This window comes from Pandoraea sp. XY-2 (assembly GCF_004193915.1).
GTDB classification, from domain to species: Bacteria; Pseudomonadota; Gammaproteobacteria; order Burkholderiales; family Burkholderiaceae; genus Pandoraea; species Pandoraea cepalis.
Genome location: NZ_CP030849.1, coordinates 160,001 through 179,603 on the forward strand (window position 1 = coordinate 160,001; position 19,603 = coordinate 179,603).

15 protein-coding genes and 1 pseudogene are annotated in these 19,603 nt (G+C 65.2%); 9 read left to right on the forward strand and 7 right to left on the reverse strand.

What is annotated here, in order from left to right:
- Positions 1-12: 12 nt before the first annotated feature.
- From DRB87_RS00625 to DRB87_RS00655, 7 genes are all read left to right on the forward strand, one after another.
- Positions 13-501 (forward strand): chemotaxis protein CheW, encoded by a 489-nt coding sequence (locus DRB87_RS00625; RefSeq protein WP_130024471.1) that lies wholly within the window; start codon positions 13-15, stop codon positions 499-501.
- Positions 498-1,979, forward strand: coding sequence for a protein-glutamate O-methyltransferase CheR (locus DRB87_RS00630; RefSeq protein WP_130024472.1), 1,482 nt, complete (start codon positions 498-500; stop codon positions 1,977-1,979). The genes DRB87_RS00625 and DRB87_RS00630 overlap by 4 nt, the downstream gene beginning before the upstream one ends.
- Positions 1,976-2,629, forward strand: coding sequence for a chemotaxis protein CheW (locus DRB87_RS00635; RefSeq protein ID WP_130024473.1), 654 nt, complete (start codon positions 1,976-1,978; stop codon positions 2,627-2,629). The genes DRB87_RS00630 and DRB87_RS00635 overlap by 4 nt, the downstream gene beginning before the upstream one ends.
- Complete coding sequence (locus DRB87_RS00640) at positions 2,626-5,049, forward strand: hybrid sensor histidine kinase/response regulator (RefSeq protein ID WP_130024474.1); 2,424 nt, start codon at positions 2,626-2,628, stop codon at positions 5,047-5,049. The genes DRB87_RS00635 and DRB87_RS00640 overlap by 4 nt, the downstream gene beginning before the upstream one ends.
- Positions 5,046-6,053, forward strand: coding sequence for a chemotaxis response regulator protein-glutamate methylesterase (locus tag DRB87_RS00645; RefSeq protein ID WP_130024475.1), 1,008 nt, complete (start codon positions 5,046-5,048; stop codon positions 6,051-6,053). Before DRB87_RS00640 ends, DRB87_RS00645 begins: the two co-directional genes overlap by 4 nt.
- Positions 6,054-6,144: 91 nt before the next feature.
- On the forward strand, positions 6,145-7,110 hold the full coding sequence (locus DRB87_RS00650; protein WP_130027642.1) for a diguanylate cyclase: 966 nt from the start codon (positions 6,145-6,147) through the stop codon (positions 7,108-7,110).
- An 18-nt stretch (positions 7,111-7,128) separates the two neighbouring features.
- On the forward strand, positions 7,129-7,866 hold the full coding sequence (locus tag DRB87_RS00655) for a glutathione S-transferase (protein WP_130024476.1): 738 nt from the start codon (positions 7,129-7,131) through the stop codon (positions 7,864-7,866).
- A gap of 13 nt (positions 7,867-7,879) precedes the next feature.
- On the opposite strand, the gene DRB87_RS00660 is transcribed toward DRB87_RS00655, so the two are convergent.
- The 5 genes and pseudogenes from DRB87_RS00660 to DRB87_RS00680 all read right to left on the reverse strand — a co-directional run bounded on the left by DRB87_RS00660 (position 7,880) and on the right by DRB87_RS00680 (position 12,364).
- A complete protein-coding gene (locus DRB87_RS00660) occupies positions 7,880-8,482 on the reverse strand; it encodes a GNAT family N-acetyltransferase (protein ID WP_130024477.1) in 603 nt (200 codons plus the stop codon).
- Positions 8,483-8,549: 67 nt separating this feature from the next.
- Positions 8,550-9,158 carry a mobile mystery protein B gene (locus DRB87_RS00665; RefSeq protein ID WP_240756126.1) on the reverse strand — a complete coding sequence of 203 codons (609 nt, stop codon included), beginning with the start codon at positions 9,156-9,158 and terminating at the stop codon, positions 8,550-8,552.
- Complete coding sequence (locus DRB87_RS00670; protein WP_240756127.1) at positions 9,137-9,586, reverse strand: mobile mystery protein A; 450 nt, start codon at positions 9,584-9,586, stop codon at positions 9,137-9,139. The genes DRB87_RS00665 and DRB87_RS00670 overlap by 22 nt, the downstream gene beginning before the upstream one ends.
- A gap of 387 nt (positions 9,587-9,973) precedes the next feature.
- Positions 9,974-11,358: pseudogene (locus tag DRB87_RS00675) on the reverse strand (TAXI family TRAP transporter solute-binding subunit).
- 85 nt (positions 11,359-11,443) lie between these two features.
- Positions 11,444-12,364, reverse strand: coding sequence for a LysR family transcriptional regulator (locus DRB87_RS00680; protein WP_130024480.1), 921 nt, complete (start codon positions 12,362-12,364; stop codon positions 11,444-11,446).
- 263 nt (positions 12,365-12,627) lie between these two features.
- Here DRB87_RS00680 and DRB87_RS00685 point away from each other — a divergent pair, with 263 nt between their 5' ends.
- Entirely contained in the window at positions 12,628-13,818 is a 1,191-nt protein-coding gene (locus DRB87_RS00685; RefSeq protein WP_130024481.1) for a M20 aminoacylase family protein, read from the forward strand.
- Complete coding sequence (locus tag DRB87_RS00690; protein WP_150551167.1) at positions 13,815-15,125, forward strand: MFS transporter; 1,311 nt, start codon at positions 13,815-13,817, stop codon at positions 15,123-15,125. The genes DRB87_RS00685 and DRB87_RS00690 overlap by 4 nt, the downstream gene beginning before the upstream one ends.
- A 64-nt stretch (positions 15,126-15,189) precedes the next feature.
- Here the strand turns inward: DRB87_RS00690 and DRB87_RS00695 are convergent, their stop codons facing one another.
- Entirely contained in the window at positions 15,190-16,089 is a 900-nt protein-coding gene (locus DRB87_RS00695; RefSeq protein WP_130027644.1) for a response regulator transcription factor, read from the reverse strand.
- A 49-nt stretch (positions 16,090-16,138) separates the two neighbouring features.
- Positions 16,139-19,564 carry an ATP-binding protein gene (locus DRB87_RS00700; RefSeq protein ID WP_370364053.1) on the reverse strand — a complete coding sequence of 1,142 codons (3,426 nt, stop codon included), beginning with the start codon at positions 19,562-19,564 and terminating at the stop codon, positions 16,139-16,141.
- Between the last annotated feature and the right edge of the window lie 39 nt (positions 19,565-19,603).

Genomic DNA, 19,603 nt, shown 5'->3' on the forward strand with positions numbered 1-19,603 from the left:
GCGGACCTCGCCATGTTGTTCCTGCGTTTCGCCATCGCGACCGATCACTACGTCATCGAAGCCAGTCAGGTGGCTGAGGTGCTGCCGTGGCTCGCGCTCAAGCAGCTGCCTGCCGCGCCGGCGTGGGTGGCCGGGGCCTTCAGCTATCGCGGCGAGCCGGTGCCCGTTATCGACCTGACGCGGCTGGCCACGGGGGTGAGCGCGCCCGAGCGCCGATCCACGCGTCTGGTGCTCGTGCATTACCCGGCGCCCGGTCCCAATGCGCGCCGTCTCGGGGTGCGCGTCGAGCGCGCGACCGACACGTTGCGCGCCGACGCCTCGGCGTTCCAGTCGAGCGGTGTCGATCTGCCCGAAGGCCGTTACCTCGGCCCCGTGCTCGACACCGACGACGGTCTCGTGCAGTGGGTGCGAATCGATCAACTATTGACCGACGAGGCGCGCGCACTGCTCTTCGACGCCGCGCGCGACGCGTTGGCCGAGACACCGGAGGCGTCGTCATGAGCCGTGTCCACGACATCGAACGCCTGCTGCGCGAGACCATGGGGCTCGACGCGCAAACGCTCGGTGCGCATGCCATCGAGCGCGCCGTGCGCACGCGGCTCGCCGCGCTCCCACCCGAGATGCAAGACGCACCCGCGTATTCGCAATACTGGCAATGGCTGCAGCAGTCGCCGCAGGAGCTTCAGGCGTTGATCGAAGCGGTCGTCGTGCCCGAGACCTGGTTCTTCCGGCATCGCGAGGCGTTCACGGTGCTGGCGCAACTGGCGCGCGACGAACGGGCCACGCGACGCGGCACGGTGCGTGAAGGCCAGCCGCTGCGGCTGTTGAGCCTGCCGTGTGCCACGGGCGAGGAACCCTACTCGATGGCCATGGCGATGTTCGACGCGGGGTTCGGTGCCAGCGATTTCACCGTCGACGCGCTCGATATCAGTGAACGTGGACTTGCCCTCGCGCGTGAGGGGCGCTACGGCCGCAACTCGTTTCGCGGCCCGCCCGAATCGCTGTCGTTTCGCGAGCGCTTTTTCACGCCGGATGACGACGGCTATCGCGTCATCGGGGCGCTGAGCGCGCAGGTGCGCTGGCACGCGGGCAATCTGTTCGATGCCACGCTGGTCGATCGGCTGGGCACGTTCGATTTCGTGTTTTTCCGCAACGTGCTGATCTACTTCGATCGCGACGGGCAGCGCCGGGCGATCGCCGCGCTCGAACGCCTCATGCGCATGGGCGCGACCCTCTTCGCCGGGCCGGCGGAAGGCGGCACATTGACCAGCAATGGCTTGACGTCGACCGGACACGTGCAGGCGTTCGCGTTTCGCGTCGCGGGGCCGGTGCGCGACGTGGTGCCACCACCCGCCGGCGTGTCGCGCATTGCGGGAACGCTTGAATCGTTCAACACGATGCCGCCGGTGAGTGCCGTCGACGCCGTGGCGCAGCGACGCGCCGAAGGTCGGCTCGTGGCCCATGCCGGTCTCTCGGGCTCGCCGGTCCCGTTGCAGGCAAGGCAGAACGTTGTGGCGAAGCCGCCCGGAGCGCTTCGCGCCGCTGCCGCGTCCGCTACCGCTGCTGCCGCTGCGACCAATGCCGCTGCCGTCGATGCGCAACTCGAACAAGCGCGCGTGGCGGCCGACGCGGGCGATTTTGTGCGCGCTGTCGCATTGTGCCGCACCGTGCTTGCGACCGATCGCGCGAACGCGCAGGCCGAGTATCTGCTCGGCTTGGTCGAAGATGCGCGGGGCGATGCCCAGGGCGCACTCGTCCATTATCGTCGTGCGCTGTATCTCGACCCGGGACATTACGAAGCGCTTGTGCATTGCGCGGCACAACTCGACGCGCGCGGCGATGCCGCCGGCGCGCGTCGTCTGCTCGAGCGTGCTGAACGTGCCGAAAGTGCCGAACGCAAGGATGCCACCCAACGCAAGGCGACAACGTCGAGCGCATCGCCTGACAACGTGCCGCGTCACGGGACCCGATATCGATGACAAATCGCGACTTCGTGCATGAGGCCGATTCGGTGTCCGACGCACGCCACCCGAATTCCCAAGCGCCCTCGCACGCCGGTGCGTTGCATCGGCAGGCGGCCGAGCTGCTCGATCGTCTGCCGGTCGTGCCCGTTGACCCGGCCCCGTGGCGCGCGGTGGTGGGTCGCGAGGCGGCGGCGCGCGGCACGCCGCTGTTGCTCTTCCGTCTGGGCGACGAATGGCTCGCGCTACCGGCGTCGGCCATTGAATCCGTGGCGCCGATGTGCGGCTGGCATTCGGTGCCGGGACACCGTCAACCCGCCTGCCTCGGATTGGTCAACCTGCGCGGCGCGCTCGTGCCATGCGTGTCCTTGGAAGCCCTGCTCGGCGTGCAACCGGCCTCGCGCGCCGAGACGGCCCCGTCGAATACGCTGCGCGCGAGTGCGTCGCGCCTGCTGGCGCTGCGTCACGGTCACCACTTGAGCGCGTTTCCCGTGGCCGAGGTGCATGGCACGGTCACGCCTGCACGCGAAGCGCTCGGCGCGGTGCCCTCGACGGCGTTCGGTGCGAGCGACGGCCTGGCGGTCGCCGTGTTGCCCTGGCGCGAGCACGTTGTCGGTGTGCTGGATCCGTTACGTGTGGGTGCGGCATTCGACAGGAGCCTCGCATGAGCGACGACCTGCACGACGCCTCGCTGCTTGATCTGTTCCGCATGGAAACGCAGACGCAGGCGCAAGTGCTCGGCGACGGATTGCTGGCGCTCGAGCGCGCGCCGACCGACGCGTCGCGGCTCGAAGCCTGCATGCGGGCCGCGCATTCGCTCAAGGGGGCGGCGCGTATCGTGGGCGTCGACGCCGGCGTGGCGCTCGCCCATGTGCTCGAAGATGCCTTCGTCGCGGCACAACGAGGCGCCCTTCTGCTCGACGCAACGCTCATCGACCGCCTGCTGCAGGGTGTCGATCTGCTCATGCGTCTGGCGCATCCGCCGGGCCGCGATCCGAACTGGGCGCAGGGCGCGGGCAAAGCGGAAATCGACGCCTTCGTCACGTCGTTCACCGGGCAGCTCGCCACGTTGACGAGTGATGCGGTGCAGACGCCCGCCCATGCCACCCCCGTGAGCGCCGCGATGCCCACGCCGTCGGCCGAACCCACGGCATTCGATTACGCCAGTTACGGCATGCCGACGTCGGCGACGCCGCCCGCGCCCGACGCCATGACGATCGCCGCGCACGTATCGCCGGCATCGCCGGCCCCGCCCGGCGCGCCCGAGCCCTACGAAGTGCGCGACAACCACGACACGACCAACGACAGTGACGTCGCTGACCCCGCGTCACGCGCGTTGCGTGTGTCGGCGGACAATCTGAACCGACTGCTGCGACTCTCCAGCGAGGGGTTGGTGGCGTCGCGCTGGACGCAGCCGTTCGCGCAGTCGTTGCAGCGGCTCAAGCGTCATCAGCATGAGGCGGGCGATGCATTGGACCGCGTGAGTTCGGCGCTTGCGCAAGTGGTGGATCGTTCCGATGAAGACCGTCAGCTGTTGCTCGCGGCGTTGGCCGATCTGCGGCGCGCACTGAGCGTCGGCGGGCAGTTGTTGGCCGAGCAGATGCACGAGCTGGACGAGTTCGACCGGCGCTCGACGCAACTGTCGCAGCGGCTGTACGACGAAGCGCTCGCGTGCCGGATGCGTCCGCTCGACGACCGGCTGGGCGGATTTGCGCGCATGGTGCGCGACCTGGGGCGCTCGCTCGGCAAACCGGCGCGGCTGGAGATTCGTGGCGCGCATACGCCGGTCGATCGCGACATTCTCGATCAGCTTGAAGCGCCACTCGGCCATTTGCTGCGCAACGCCGTCGACCACGGATTGGAGCGCCCAGCCGAGCGCGCGGCGGCGGGCAAGCCGGCCGAGGGCGTCATCACGCTCAGCGCGCGGCACAGCGCGGGGCTGTTGCTTGTGAGCGTCGCGGACGACGGTGCGGGCATCGATCTCGAACGCGTGCGACGGGCGGTGGTCGCGCGCGGGCTGGCCACACCGGACACGGCACAGCGGCTCGACGACAACGAGCTGGTCGAATTCCTGATGCTGCCCGGTTTCACGCTGCGCGATACGGTGACGGACGTCTCCGGACGCGGCGTTGGACTTGACGCGGTGCGGGCGATGGTGGCGACGGTGCGCGGCACCGTGCGCATCGAGCACACGCCGGGGCGCGGCACGAAAGTCATTCTGCAGTTGCCGCTCACGCTCTCCGTGGTGCGCAGCCTGCTCGTGGAGATCGCGGGCGAGCCGTATGCGTTGCCGCTCGCGAACCTGTCGCGCACGCTGGCGCTCCCGCAAGAGCACATCGCTGTGCTCGAAGGGCGTCCGCACTTCACGCTCGACGGCAAGCAGATCGGACTCGTGAGCGCGCAGCAAGTCCTGTGCGGCAGTGCGCCGGTCGCGGTGGCGGGGGATCAACCGGTGGTCGTGTTCGGCGACGGCGACGCGCGTTACGGGCTGGCCGTCGACAAGTTCCTGGGCGAGCGCATGCTCGTCGTGCAACCGCTCGACACCCGGCTCGGCAAGGTACCCAACATTGCCGCCGGGGCGCTCACGGAAGACGGCGCCCCGTTGCTCATCATCGATACGGCCGATCTGGTGCGCTCCATTGCCAAGGCGGTGGAGTTGGGGTCGCTCGAACGGGTGCCGGTGCGCGCCGCCCAGGCGAGCGGACGTGCCAGCAAGCGCGTGCTCGTCGTCGACGATTCGTTGACCGTGCGCGAACTCGAACGCAAACTGCTGGCGGCGCGAGGCTATGAGGTGCGCGTCGCCGTCGACGGTATGGACGGTTGGAATGCCGTGCGCAGCGAGACGTTCGATATGGTGATTACCGACGTCGACATGCCGCGCATGGACGGCGTGGAGCTGGTCACGCTCATCAAGCGCGACGCGCGCACGGCAGCGTTGCCGGTCATGATCGTGTCTTACAAGGATCGTGAGGAGGATCGACAGCGCGGACTCGATGCCGGCGCCGATTATTACCTCGCGAAAGGCAGTTTTCACGACGACGCGTTGTTGCGCGCCGTGGTGGACCTCATCGGGGAGCCGGGGTCATGAGGATTGGGATCGTCAACGATTCGAGCATCGCCGTCGAGGCGCTGCGTCGCACGCTCGCGCAACGCCCGGGGTTCGACGTGGCATGGGTGGCGCACGATGGGGCACAGGCGGTGTCGATGTGCACGCCCACCCCGCCGGACCTCGTGCTGATGGATCTCGTCATGCCCGTGATGGACGGCGTGGCGGCCACGCGTGAGATCATGCGACGCTCGCCCTGTCCGATTCTCATCGTGACGTCGGACGTGGGGCATCATGCGAGTCTGGTGTTCGATGCGATGGGCGCCGGTGCGCTGGATGCCGTCGACACGCCGGTGCTGGGCAGTGCGGATCGGGCGCGGCCGGCATCGTCGCTGCTGGCGAAGATCGAGGCCATCGCGGCCCAGCAGGCCGACGCGCGCCGGCCGGCGCCGAGCGCCGCACCGCGCGCGCCCGCGAGAGCCGACGCGCTGGTCGCCATCGGGGCATCCGCCGGAGGGCCTGCGGCGCTCGCAACGTTGCTGGGGCGTTTGCCGGTGAACTTCGGCGCGGGCGTGGTCGTCGTACAGCACGTGGACGAAGCGTTTGCCCCGGGCATGGCGGACTGGCTCGATCAGCAAACGCCGCTCACCGTGCGCTTGGCGCGAGCGGGCGAGCGGCCGAGCGCCGGCGTGGTGCTGCTCGCGGGCGGCAATCGCCATCTGCGCGTGGACGCGGGTGGGCGGTGCGCGTTTGCCGACGAGCCGACGGACGCGGTGTATCGTCCGTCCATCGACGTCTTCCTGCAAAGCGTGGCCGAGAACTGGCGCGCGCGCGCGGTGGGCGTGCTGCTCACGGGCATGGGCCGCGACGGCGCGGCCGGGCTCGGCGCCATGCGCGCGCAGGGCTTTATCACCATTGCGCAGGATCGCGAGACGAGTGCGGTGTATGGCATGCCCAAAGCGGCGGCAGAGGCCGGTGCGGCGTCGCAGATTCTGCCGCTGGCGAGCATTGCGCCGCAACTGGTGACGCTATTTGGAACGGTATGACAGGACGCAAAACATGACGATAACGCCACGCCCTCCCAAGCCGGTCGCGCAAGCGGCGGGCGCCGAAAGCAGCCTGAACGAATCATCGGCGATGGTGTTGCTCGTTGATGATCAGGCGATGGTCGGTGAAGCGATTCGCCGCGCGCTCGCGGGGGAGGCGAACATCGACTTCCACTATTGTTCGAGTCCGGACGATGCGCAACGCGTGGCGGAAACCACGCGTCCGACGGTCATCCTGCAAGATCTCGTGATGCCGGGCACCGACGGTTTGTCGCTGGTGCGGCAGTATCGTGCCAGTCCGCTCACGCGCGACATTCCGATCATCGTGCTCTCGACGAAGGAAGAGTCGACCATCAAGCGTGAAGCGTTCGCGGCGGGCGCCAACGACTATCTGGTCAAGCTGCCCGACCCCATCGAACTGATCGCGCGCATTCGCTATCACTCGCGCTCCTACATGAACCTGCTGCAGCGCGACGAGGCTTACCGCGCCCTGCGCGAGAGCCAGCAGCAGTTGCTGGAGACGAATCTCGAACTGCAGCGGCTGACGCATTCCGATGGCCTGACCGGGCTGGCAAATCGCCGCTATTTCGACGAGTACTTCAGCGCGGAATGGCGCCGCGCGCTGCGCGAGCAACGCGAGATGGCGCTGCTCATGATCGACGTCGACAACTTCAAGATTTATAACGATACGTATGGCCACATCGCGGGCGACGACGTCCTGCGCCGTGTCGCCACTACGATTGCCGATGCGGCGTCGCGTCCGGCCGATCTCGCCGCGCGCTTCGGCGGCGAGGAGTTCGTGATCGTGCTGCCGAACACGACGGCGAGTGGCGCGGCCCTGATCGCCGAAAGGGTGCGTGCGCAGATCGATGCGATGGCGATTCCGCACATCGGCTCGGCCAACGGCCAGCATGTCACCGTCAGTATCGGCGGAGCGTCGTTGGTGCCGCGCACCCACATGGCGTCGACCTCATTGATCGAATCGGCGGATCTGGCGCTCTACCGCGCCAAGCAACTGGGCAAGAATCGCGTGGAGATGCAGCCGGGCGCTTCCTGAGCCTGCCGAGGAGGGTACATGACCTTCGAGCTGTTTTATTGGCCGGGCCTGCAAGGGCGCGGGGAATTTGTCCGCCTGGCCTTCGAGGCCACCGGCACGCCGTATGTAGAGATCGTGCAGGGCGACGCGCCCGGGCAGGGCATGGATGGCCTGATGCGCACGATGGACGACGCGGCTTGCCAGGATCCGCCCTACGCACCGCCTTTCCTGCGCGTGGGCGACGAATTGATCGGGCAGACGGCAAACATTCTTGCGTATCTCGGGCCGCAGCTCGGTCTGGTGGGCGAGTCACCGCGTGCGCGACGTTGGGTCAATCAGTTGCAGCTCACACTGGCCGATCTCGTGGTCGAGGTACACGACAGCCATCATCCCATCGCGAGCCGCTTGTACTACAGTCAGCAGCGCACGGAAGCGCGCAAGCGCACGGCGGACCTCATCGAGTACCGCCTGCCTAAATACTTCGCGTACTTCGAGCGCGTGCTGGCGAATAATCCACACGCGGGCGGCTGGCTTTCAGAAGGGGCGATGTCGTACGCCGATCTCTCGCTGTTTCAGGTGATTGCCGGGCTTGACTACGCGTTTCCGCGCGCGATGTCGGGATTTGCCAAGGCGTTCCCGCGTTGCCAGGCGGTACACGACGCCGTGGCGCGGGTGCCACGCGTTGCGGCCTACCTGAAGTCGCCGCGCCGCATCCCCTTCAACACCACGGGTATCTTCCGCCACTACAAGGCACTGGACCGCGCCTCGCCGTTTTGAATCGGCTGCGGGCTTACTCGGGCAAATCCGGCGGGGTCGCGTCGCCCGCCCTCAACGGCCGCTGCATGAACACGGTGTCGAGCCACCGGCCGAATTTGAAGCCGACGGACTTGAGCACGCCCGTTTGTGTGAAGCCGCAGGCCGTGTGCAGTGCCAGCGACGCCGCATTGCCGCTGTCGCCGACGTTCGCAATCAGCTGTCGCCACGGGCCGCCTTCGCAGCGGGCGATGAGTGCGAGCAGCAGCGCGCGCCCGATGCCCTGTCCCGTCGCATCCGCCGCGATGTACACCGAGTCTTCGAGCGTGAAGCGATAAGCCGAGCGCGGCCGGTAGTGCGTGGCGTACGCGTAGCCGAGGACCTTTCCTTCGCGCTCAGCAACGAGGTACGGCAGTCCGGCATCGAGAATCTTCGTGCAGCGCGCGCGCATCTCGGCCTCGTCGGGCGGCACTTCCTCGAACGACGCCGTACCGGTACGCACGTGATGTGCATAGATGGCCGTAATGGCCGGCAGATCGTCGTCGCACGCGGGGCGCACCTTGCATGCGCAGCGCGCCGGTTCGACGCCGACGCGTTGCGGTGCGCCGGGAGCGGAAGAATGTGAGGAAGATGACGGCATACGAAAAGTTCAGGACGTTGAATTTCTACCAGCGAGCGCGTTCTTGAACGACATTCGCTCGTTACACTTAAGCGGTGCTGCGAACGAAGGCGAGTAGCAACGTGTAGTCACCGACATCCGCAGCGCGCAACGCGGTTAAATATTGCACGCGAGCGTTGTCGGCTTCGACGAGGTCGCCTCCATCGCCCCATGTAAAAGGGGTTGCCTTCATATCTCGCAAAAGCGCGTCAGCCATCATTCGTGAGTGTCGGCCATTTCCGTTCGGAAAAGGGTGAATCCAGACTAGCTCACGATGAAATCGCGCGGCGATTTCATCCGGCGAGAAGACCTCGTTTTCTATCCAGTAACGCACATTGCCGAAAAGATCTCGCAGCTTGACGCTCACCTGTGTCCAATCGCATCCGATGTTCTTGTCGGACTTTCGGAATGTACCGGCCCAAGCCCAAGTCTTGTCGAACATCTTCTTGTGCAGCGTGCGGCAGAAATCTTCACTGAGCACGTCCGGTTGGCGGGTTCGGCGAAGCCAGCTTACCGCCGCCAGGATGTTCTCCTGCTCCCAGTCGTTAAGCTCACTCTTCGTGGCCAGGTGCGTCGGTTTCAGTCCAGCGACTTCGTCAGGATCGAGGGGCGTTTGCCCCTCCTGTTCGTCAAAACTTATCGCCATAGTGCGGACCATCGACCACGAAGCAACTCTTCCGCGCGCTGCTCAACCTGTCGTCGCAGGCGTTCAGCTGTCGGACGTTGGTCCTCCAAACTCATGGTGTGCGCGACCCCGCCGACCTCTTGCAGCGCGATGGCATGCGCCCGCTCCGCGACCACTTGCGTGAGTGGTTTGCGGGGTACCAAGGCGTACACCAGCTCACAATCCAACCCCTCTGCCAGCTTGCGCAGTTGCCCGAGTGTGATTCGTTCATCCGTTTCCGCTTGCTCGGACTTGTGCAGTGTCGGCGCAGAGATGCCGAGGCGCTCGGCCTGTTGCCGCTCGGTTAGGCCTAGTGATTCTCGAATGAGCTTCAACCAGCCTCGAGGCGGCGCGCGGCGCTTCGTTAATTCGGCATACGCTTCGGTCGATTTCTGGACTTGTTCGAGCCGGAGTTGATTCATCCTTGAGTGCATTTGCTTGCCTATAAGCTAGCGAAAAATACAGGAACAGTAGCCTATAGGATAGCAAATTACAAGTACATGCTAGCCTATAGTGAATCAGAATGCTTTTGTCTGCTGCCGTATAGGCTATCAAAATTACTTGATTTAGCCGCCTGTGAGCTACTGCGAAATGAAGGAGGAGCGTTCTCCGACGAGGGCGCATTGTTGACGGCGCAAAAAGGTTATTGCTTTACAGCGCCTCAGCATGGCTTCAGTTTTCACGCGATTCCGAATAGTCAATTTCATGGGCCGGTGTTCTGGCCCGGGACTGTCGACAGTCTGCGCTTTGTCCGTTCATAAGAAAAGCTAGTGCTGATTATGAAGCGCATAAGCAAGACTTTGAGTTGCTCAGGCGCCCTGCACACTTTCCTCGGCGCCGGCAGCGCTCGATTTCGCGTTCATGACATCGAGCCGATGCCGCACGAAGCCGATGTGCTCGCGCAGCACATAGAACTGGTCGGCGTACGCGAGTGGGATCTTCAGTCGATTGACGGCGGCCTCGATGGCGTCGAGCCGATGGCGCAGGTTCCGGTATTCGGTGTGGGCGTCGTCGGCCAGCGCTTCGCGTTCGAGCGCGATGAGCGCGCCGTACCAGCGGTACAACCGCGATTTCACGCGCCAACTGTACAGCGACGGCACCAGCCGGAATGCCGGAATCAGCACGACGAGGATCGGCACGAGCAACACGACGATGCGATCGGCGAGACTCGCGACCCAGAACGGCAAATGCCGGTACAGAAACCCCTTGCCGGATTTGTAGTAGCGTGCGGCGTCGTCGGAGATCGGGAATTCGTGGACCTGGGCCGAAGGGAATTCCCCGGCGCGTTGCAGCAGGTTGGCCTTGCCGTGCACCTCCCGCGCGGCTTCGATCAACAGGTCGGAGAGTGCCGGATGCAGGCTGTCGCGCGCGACGAGTTCGACCGTCGGGCTGATGACGTGTACCGGTTGTGCCGGCAGGTTGCGACCGAGGTCGAAAACGCCGCGCGGCAATGTGAGTTGATTCAGATACGTGAAACGGCGCGTGTAGGCATCGGCCTGCGCGAAGTCCATCAGCCGCACACCGGGCGTGCGGATCAGCTTGCCCAATGTCGGGCCGGTGGCGGTGTCGCCGGTGAGCATGGCGGCGTCAACGCGCCCGTCGATCAAGGCCTGCGCGGCATCCTGTCCGTCGTATGCCGTGAGCCGGGTCGCACCGCCCGGCTCGATGCCGTTCGCCTTGAGCAGCGCGAGCGACAGCGCGCGTGCGCCACTGCCTTCGCGACCGATGGCGATGCGCTTGCCCGTCAGGTCGGAAAGCTTCGTGACGCGCGCCCCACGATAGAACACGGAAATCGGCGCATAGAACACGCTGCCGAGCGAGACCAGGCCATCGACGTCGAGGCCTTGCGACACGCCCCCTGCACCAGCCCCAGGTCGACGTTCTGCGATGCGTCGGCGAGCCGCTCCACGTTCTGGCGCGAGCCTTCGGACGTGAGAACGACGAGAGTGATGCCATCGCGCGCGAGGATCGTCTTATAGCGCTGGGCGGCGTTCCAGAAGGAGCTGCCTTCAGGGCCGGCGCTGATCGTCACGGTGCGCGGCGGCGCCGGTCGTACGAGCCATACGGCGAGCCAGATGGCCGCCATCGACAAGAGGATGACCGGGCCGAAGGACACGGCGAGGTCGCGCCAGGAAATGGCGACGAAGCGGGCACGGATTCGCCGGTGGGCGGGTGAATTCGAATCGGTCGTCATCGAAAGCAGGCAGGCTTGTCCCGCATATCCAACACCCGGCCGATCATACGCCATCTAAGCTGACTGATCGGGCCGGGTGTTTTCGTCAACGATGCGCGAGGCTCTGTGCAAGTTGCTTCCAGAGGTGATCGGCGGCGGGCGACAGACGCCGGCCCACGCGGGTCATCATCTGGCTGGAGAAGCCGGAAGCGATCGGATGATCGATGGGCACGGCGACCAGCTCGCCAAGCTCGATGCCGCGCCGCGCGGTGATCGCCGACATGAAGGCCACGCCAAGGCCCGCCGCCGCGAGCGTCTGCGCGGTGTTGAACAGATCGACGCGGTAGGCCGGCGTCACGTTCAGACGCGCGGTGTCGAGCACCGAGTGCACGAATTGCTGCACGCCGTGGGCCTCGGTCATGAAGATAAGCCGCTCGTGCGCCAATTCCGAGGGCGGCACACTCGCCATGGTTGCGAAACGATGGGTGGGGGCGACCACGGCGCACAGGGCCTTCGCGGCGAACGGATGAATGCGCATGGCTGGGTCGTCGGCGGAGCGCGCGCATAGGCCGATGTCCACGACGTCGTCGCGCACGAGCGAGAGCACGGCGGGCGTCGGGCCGGAGCGTATTTCGACGAGGATGTCCGGATAGCTCATCGAAAAGCGCTGCAACGCCTGTGCGATCAGGCGGCCGATAAAGCCTTCCCCGACACCGATCGCCACACGCCCTCGCTTCAGATGCCGGTACTCCTCCAGCCTCGCCGACAGGTCGCGCTGCCGACGTTGGCCGTCGCGGTAATAGTCGATGAGCACCTGACCGATCTCGGTAACGCTGACATTGCGTCCGCGCCGTTCGATCAGCGGAAAGCGCAGGCGCCGCTCGAGCGCCGCAATCTGCCGGCTGACCACGGACGGATTCACGCCGAGCGACTCGGCGGCCATGCGCACGCCGCCCGTCGCGGCAATTTCGGCAAGATATTTGAGCGCCCGCTCGCCGATGTCGTCGATCCACGCCTCGTAGGTCATCCGTTTCTCAGTGTTGTGTTTGTGCGAATGCGTCGGCCTGACGCGAGACTGGCCGGGGTGGTCCAGGTCGCGTCGACGGCCCCGGGGCATCTCGTCAAGTCATTGAATCAATGCCTTTTCTTGTCGATGTCATCGCCATCCCGCCGAGATGACGGCGCGACGAATTGTTGACTTGAAAGCAACATTTTGACGTGGTTTGCGTCATGGGTGGGGATTTTCGTCGGTGCAATACTCCGCGCTATTCAACAAGAGAGGAGCCCCCGATGAGCGAGATTCGCTATTGCGAAGTGAGCGATTTGCTGGAGGCGCGCGCGCCGCTGGCCGAGATGCGTCACCACATCCATCAACACCCCGAACTGTCCTACGAGGAAGTCGACACGTCGCGCTACGTGGCGCAAAAGCTCGAAGGCTGGGGGTATCAGGTCACGCGTCACGTCGGCGGTCACGGCGTGGTGGCCTCGCTCACCGCGGGCACCAGCGGTCGCACCGTGGGCGTGCGCGCCGACATGGACGCGCTGCCGATTCACGAGCAGACCGGCCTGGCCTATGCCAGCGTGCACGACGGCAAGATGCACGCCTGCGGCCACGACGGTCACACGACCGTGCTGCTCGGCGCCGCGCAGCAACTCGCGAAGACACGCAATTTCGACGGCACCGTTCATCTGATTTTCCAGCCGGCGGAAGAAGCCGGTTCGAACAGCGGTGCCGAACAGATGATCGCCGACGGCTTGTTCGAACGCTTCCCGTGCGAGGCGATCTTCGGTCTGCACAATCACCCGGGCGTACCCACGGGCACGTTCGGCTTCCGCGCCGGCCCGATGATGGCCGCGTGCGACACCGTCAAGATTCGTATCCACGGCCGTGGCGGTCATGCGGCGCGACCGCATCTGGCGATCGATCCGGTCATGATCGGCAGCAGTCTCGTGATGGCGCTGCAAACCGTGGTCGCGCGCAACGTCGACCCGACCGAAGCCGCCGTTGTGACGGTCGGCACGTTCCACGCCGGTTTTGCACCGAACGTGATTCCCGAGGAGGCCGTGCTGGAGATAAGCGTGCGCTCGTTCTCGGCGAACGTGCGCGCCACGCTGGAGGCGCGCATTCGCGCGCTGGTGACGTCGCATACCGAGGGCTATGGCGCGAGTGCCGATATCGACTATATCCGCGGCTATCCGGTGCTCGTGAATACCGAGGCGGAGACGGCGTTCGCCTGCGGTGTGGCCGAAGAGCTGGTGGGCGCCGAGCACGTCATCTCGCCGTTCCCGCCGATCGCGGGCAGCGAAGACTTCGCGTACTACCTGCAGAAGGTGCCGGGCTGCTTCATTCGCCTGGGGAACGGCGAGGGCAAGCCGATGCTGCACAACGCCAAGTACGATTTCAACGACGACAACCTGACCATCGGCGCCGCCTTCTGGACCCGTCTGGTCGAACGCTTTCTTGCCAAGGAGCGCGCATGAGCATCGCCACTTCCACATTGACGCTTGACGGCGCACAGCCGTCGCCGATGACCGCTGCGCAACAACGCAAGATCGTGTTTGCCGCCGTCATCGGCAACCTGCTGGAGTTCTTCGACTTCACGGTCTACAGCTATTTCGCGCTGACCATCGGCAAGCAGTTCTTCCCGGCCCACGATCCCGTCACGTCGTCGCTGCTGGCGTTCGCCGTGTTCGCGGTGGGCTTCGTGATGCGCCCGCTCGGCGGTTTCGTGCTGGGCCGCTACGCGGACCGTGCCGGCCGCAAGCCGGCGCTCACGTTGACCATCGGATTGATGGCACTCGGTTCGGCGGCCATCGGCCTCGCGCCCACGTATGCGCAGATCGGTCTGGCCGCACCGTTGCTGATCGTCGCGGCGCGACTGCTGCAAGGCTTCGCGCAAGGCGGCGAATTCGGCGCGGCGACGGCCACGTTGCTGGAAATGGGCGGTGCGAAGCGCCGCGGCTTTCGCGCGAGCTGGCAGTTGGCGAGCCAGGGCGCGGCCGCGCTGCTCGGCTCGGGCCTGGCCGCGAGCCTGGGCTTCCTGCTCTCGGACGACATCATGCACAGCTGGGGCTGGCGGATTCCGTTCCTGCTCGGCACGCTGATTGCCCCGGTCGGGATCTACCTGCGTCGTCACATTCAGGAAGAACCGCCGAAGGCGAAGACGATCGCCGGTCGCGACGACCCAAAGCGCGGCGTATACGTGCGCAACTGGTTCCTCACGATCTTCTCGATCATGGGGATGTCGGTGTCGACGTACGTGATGATGTATTACATGCCGACGTACTGCATTCAGTACCTTGGCCTGCCGCCGAAAATGTCGATGCTCACGGGCGTGGCGGCCAGCACGATCTCGCTGGTGATGTGCCCGATCTATGGCGCATTGTCGGACAAGATGGGTCGACGCAAGCCGCTCACGATCATCGGCCGCGTGGCCCTCATCGTGCTGCTGTATCCGGCATTCTGGATCATGACGCACTTCCCGTCGCTGCCGGTCGTCCTGGCGGCGCTGATTGTCCTCATGCTCTGCTACACGATGGGATCGGCCCCCGCTTACGCGCTGATGCCGGAGAACTTCCCGAAACATCTGCGCGCGGGCTACATGTCGAGCGCCTATGCCATCGCGGTGTCGGTGTTCGGCGGTACGGCGCAGCTCGTGGCCGGCTGGTTGATTCGTGCGACGGGCAACAAGATGGCGCCGGCCTGGTACATGATCGTCTGCGTGATCATCTCGCTCATCGCCGTGTCGATGTTTGAAGAGACCGGCAACAAGGTGCTCGACGAGTAAGCGTCTGAGGTCGGTAGCCCAGCGCGAACGCCGTGCCAATCAGCTTCGCTGCTTGACGCCGACCTCACCGCCGATCGAGGACTTTCATGACCAGCGCGGCGGCGCTCGCGCGGGTTTCCACGTGGAGCTTTCGGAACAGGTGTTCGAGGTGCTTGTTGACGGTGCGGGGCGCCATGCCGAGGATGTCCCCGATGTCGCGATTGGCTTTGCCGCGCGACACCCACAGGAGCACTTCGGCTTCGCGTGCGGTCAGGCCGAAGCGCAGGGCAAGCGCCGTACAGTAAGCGGTGTCGTCGGCTTCCGTGAGCGTGACGATCCACTCGCCGGGCTTCGGGGCGGGGGCGGCCGTGGCGGAACGGCGAACGTTCTCGAGCACGCATTCATGGACGACGTTCGCCTGCGCGCCGTGCGCAAGCCAGGCCACGAACCAGTGCAGCAACGGCGCGGGCAAACGCGGTTTGACGACGTCCTCGTGCGTTGCCCCGTAGGCCGCGATCTGCCGCGCCGCCTGAGGACTCTGCCAGCAGATCGCGCCGTCCTCCGAGACGATAAGCGCCGCGCGCGTGCCGAGCGAAAGCGCTGCCTGTGCATAGGATTGCGCGCGCGAGCGCACCACATGCGCGCCAATGCGCGCGCACACCTCTTCCGGGCGCACGGGTTTCGTCACGTAATCGATGCCCCCGACGCGAAAGCCCCGCACGACATGCTCGCTTTCCGTCAGCGACGTCATGAAGATGACCGGAAGATGCTCGTAACGTGGGTCCTGTTTGATCCGCGTGCAGGTCTCGAAGCCGTCCATCGCGGGCATCATCGCGTCGAGCAGCACGACGTCCGGCGTGACCCGCGCCAGACACTTCAATGCCGCCTCGCCGCTTAACGCGACGAGCACTGTGTAACCGTTCGCTTGCAGGGTATCGGAGAGAAAGGCGAGATTGTCGGGCGTGTCGTCCACGATCAGCACGATGGGACGGTTACCCAGCCACTCCGGCGGGTCGCTCGCCTCCGTGGGCACATCATGCACCGGTGGCGCGGGGCAGGTGGACAAGCTCATTTTCAAGTTCCCTTAGCGCAAAGCGTTCGGCAAGTGCGCGTAGCGTATCGATCTGGGCGGACAGTGCCGGGTGGACGCGCCGCGCCTCGTCGAGTTGCTCGACGACCCCCTGCACATAGCCGACGTCGAGATGCTCGCGGATACGCTGAAGGACCCCCTCGGGCAGCGCGAGCTGAATGGCGTCGGACCTCGCCGCCGATGGCTCCGTCCGCGCCGGGCTGGGCGGCGTCATCGGTTCCGACGCAATCCATTCCAGCGAAAGCAGTTGTGCGAGCTTGTCGAGCAACAGATTCACCTGCAACGGCTTGGCCAGATAGCCTGCGCAGCCGGACGCGCCGGCACGCTCGCGATCGTCGGCGAAAGCGTTGGCCGAGAGCAATACGACGGGCGCCGCCGAGAGCTGATTCTCACGAATCAGGCGGCTGGTTTCGTAGCCGTCCATCAACGGCATGGAGATGTCCATGATGATCGCGTCGGCGGTGTGAGTGCCGAGCCATCGCAACGCGTCGGGACCGCTGGCGACTTCGGTCACGTCGAAGCCCAGCGGCGTGAGCAGTTGGACGACGATCCCCCGCTGATCGGCCAGATCGTCCACCACCAGAATCGTGCGGCGCGCACCCGCGTATCCGCGAATACCCGCCAGCTCGGTGTAGACATCGGGTGCGCTGCTCACTGCCGGTGCGAAGAGTTTCACGACGAAGTGCGTGCCGCGTCCGACCTCGCTGTGCGCGTCCAGACTGCCGCCGAGCGCATGCGTGAGCAATCGGCAGATCGTCAGCCCGAGGCCCGCGCCATGATCGTCCGCATGAGCGGCGTCACCACGCTCGAACGGCAGGAAGAGACGCGCCATTTCCTCCGGCGCGATGCCGGGTCCGGTATCGATCACCTCGAATTTCAGCGTGTCCAGCGCGTGACTCACGCGCAGCGTCACCGTCCCGACAGACGTGAAGCGAATTGCGTTGCCGATCAGGTTGGTGAGAATCTGCCCGAGGTACTTCTGATCGCACTTCACCGTCCCCGGAATTCGACCGACGGCCTGGACATCGAAGGCGAGCGCCTTTTCCATCGCCAACGGACTCATCATCGACGACACGTGAGACACGAAATCGGTCAGCGACACTTTCGTGATGTTCAATTGCAGCTTGCCCGCCTCGATGCGCGCGACGTCCAGCAGTCCGTCGACCAGCGCGAGCAGATGCTCGCCGCTGCGATGGATGGTACGAACCGCGTTGTAGCGCGTGGGGGACAGCTCTTCCTTCGCCTGCAACAGAAGCTGCGCATAGCCGAGGATGCTGTTGAGCGGCGTCCGCAGTTCGTGACTGAGGCCCGATACGTAACGGCTCTTGGCCTGATTCGCCGACTCGGCGGCCGCGCTCGCGCGCTTAAGTGCCTCGTCGGTCTTCTGGTGCGCTTCGATTTCCTGCATCAGCAATTCGTTCTGCCGTTGCGATTCCTCTTCCGTGACGCGGCGGCTCTCGCGCTCCAGCACGAACCACCATGCCGCGATGCAGCCCACGAGGGCGAGCGAGAAGAAGATCTTGAGGAAGCTGCTTCCTATGACCCCGACTTCCGCCGGGCTGATCGACGCCACACTCTGCGACCAGATCAGAAACAGAACGCCGGCCAACACGGCAAGGATGGCCAGCACGAGGCTCGCATAGCGAATGAGCCGCAACGCCGCGGGCCCCAGCCGCAGGCGCGGAAACACGCAGTGTAATGCGCGGTCGGCCTGCGCGGAGAAGCGCGCGTGCGGCTTGCAGCGATCATGGCAACGGGAGTCCAGCGAGCAGCAAAGCGAGCAGATCGTACCGCCATAGGCCGGACAGTGGGCCGTGTCCTCCGGCTCGAATGCGTGCTCGCAGATCGCGCAGCGCAGCGATCTGGCGTCGCCGGTCGATTGCGGCTTGCGCGCGAGGTAGTACTTGCCGCGTGTCGCGATGGCAATGATCGGCGCGCAGACGAACGCCACGCCGAAGGCGAGGAACATCGACATCGCCTCGCCAAGCTCGCCGAAGACGCCGGCCCGAGCCGTGAGGGCCGCCACGACGCCCAGCAACATCGCGCCCAGCCCGACGGGATTCACATCATAGAGATGCGCGCGTTTGAACTCGATGTGACGCGGGCTGTATCCCAAGGGTTTGTTGATGACGAGATCGGCGCACAGCGCGCCTATCCAGGCCACGGCAACATTTGCATACAGCGAGAGCACTTTGCCGATCACCTCGAAGACACCGATCTCCACGAGCAGCAGCGCGATCATCACGTTGAACACGAGCCACACCACGCGCCCCGGATGACTATGCGTGAGACGTGCAAAGAAGTTCGACCAGGCCAGCGATCCCGCATACGCGTTCGTCACGTTGATCTTGAGTTGCGAGACGATGACGAAAAGCGTCATGGCCGGCAGCGCCCAACCGGCCAGCCCGGCCGGATCGAGGAGGATGTGATAGGCGACGAGATACATCTGCGTGGGCTGCGCGGCTTGCGCGACCCCCACTTCATTCTGGATCGCCACAAATGCGAGGAAGGCGCCGCCGAGCATCTTCAGCGCACCGGGTACGATCCAGCCCGGACCGGCGGACAGTAGCGCGAGCCACCAGCGCTTGCGGTTGCGCGCCGTCAGCGGCGGCAGGAAGCGCAGATAGTCCACCTGCTCGCCGATCTGCACGATCAGCGCGAACACGACCGTCGACGCCTGCCCGAACGCAATGAGACTGAACGCTCGGCCCTGCGGGGCGAATCCCGCGAACGTGGTCCACTCTCTTATCATCCCGGGGTGGTGCCACAGCACTGCGGCGTAAGGCAACACGAACAGCACGATCCACAGCGGCTGTGTCCAGCTTTGCAGCCGGTTGATGAGCGTGATGCCGAACATCACCAGCGGAATCACGACGAGCGAACTCACGACATATGCGAGCGCCAGCGAGATGTGGAAATAGAGCTGTAACGCCAGCGCCATGATGGCCGCTTCGAGTGCGAAGAACAGGAATGTGAAGATGGCGTAAAGGAACGACGTCACCGTCGAGCCTATGTAACCGAAGCCGGCGCCGCGCGTGAGCAGATCCATGTCCACGCCGTAGCGCGCCGCGTAATAGCTGATCGGCAGGCTCGTCAGGAAAATCAGGATCGAGACGGCGGCAATGGCCCAGAGCGCGTTGGTGAAGCCGTAATTGATGACAAGGCTACCGCCGATGGCCTCCAGCACCAGAAACGATACGCCGCCGATTGCCGTGGTCGCGACGCGTAATTCCGACCAGCGGCGAAACGAGCGCGGGGTGAAGCGCAGCGCATAGTCTTCAAGCGTTTCGTCGCCGACCCAGGCGTTGTAATCCCGCCGCACCTTCACGATGCGCTGAGTGCTGGGCGCGCTGACTGAACTTTGGTGCATCTTGGCCATGAAGACGTGAAGACGATCCGGATTGGTGCA

Excerpts from the sequence above, each read along its gene's own strand:
- DRB87_RS00665 (WP_240756126.1), bottom strand. The coding sequence starts at position 9,158 with ATGGTCCGCACTATGGCGATAAGTTTTGACGAACAGGAGGGGCAAACG.
- DRB87_RS00680 (WP_130024480.1), bottom strand. The coding sequence starts at position 12,364 with ATGACCTACGAGGCGTGGATCGACGACATCGGCGAGCGGGCGCTCAAA.
- DRB87_RS00660 (WP_130024477.1), bottom strand. The coding sequence starts at position 8,482 with ATGCCGTCATCTTCCTCACATTCTTCCGCTCCCGGCGCACCGCAACGC.
- DRB87_RS00670 (WP_240756127.1), bottom strand. The coding sequence starts at position 9,586 with ATGAATCAACTCCGGCTCGAACAAGTCCAGAAATCGACCGAAGCGTAT.
- DRB87_RS00630 (WP_130024472.1), top strand. The coding sequence starts at position 498 with ATGAGCCGTGTCCACGACATCGAACGCCTGCTGCGCGAGACCATGGGG.
- DRB87_RS00635 (WP_130024473.1), top strand. The coding sequence starts at position 1,976 with ATGACAAATCGCGACTTCGTGCATGAGGCCGATTCGGTGTCCGACGCA.
- DRB87_RS00685 (WP_130024481.1), top strand. The coding sequence starts at position 12,628 with ATGAGCGAGATTCGCTATTGCGAAGTGAGCGATTTGCTGGAGGCGCGC.
- DRB87_RS00650 (WP_130027642.1), top strand. The coding sequence starts at position 6,145 with ATGGTGTTGCTCGTTGATGATCAGGCGATGGTCGGTGAAGCGATTCGC.
- DRB87_RS00645 (WP_130024475.1), top strand. The coding sequence starts at position 5,046 with ATGAGGATTGGGATCGTCAACGATTCGAGCATCGCCGTCGAGGCGCTG.
- DRB87_RS00625 (WP_130024471.1), top strand. The coding sequence starts at position 13 with ATGTTGTTCCTGCGTTTCGCCATCGCGACCGATCACTACGTCATCGAA.
- DRB87_RS00690 (WP_150551167.1), top strand. The coding sequence starts at position 13,815 with ATGAGCATCGCCACTTCCACATTGACGCTTGACGGCGCACAGCCGTCG.
- DRB87_RS00655 (WP_130024476.1), top strand. The coding sequence starts at position 7,129 with ATGACCTTCGAGCTGTTTTATTGGCCGGGCCTGCAAGGGCGCGGGGAA.
- DRB87_RS00640 (WP_130024474.1), top strand. The coding sequence starts at position 2,626 with ATGAGCGACGACCTGCACGACGCCTCGCTGCTTGATCTGTTCCGCATG.
- DRB87_RS00700 (WP_370364053.1), bottom strand. The coding sequence starts at position 19,564 with ATGCACCAAAGTTCAGTCAGCGCGCCCAGCACTCAGCGCATCGTGAAG.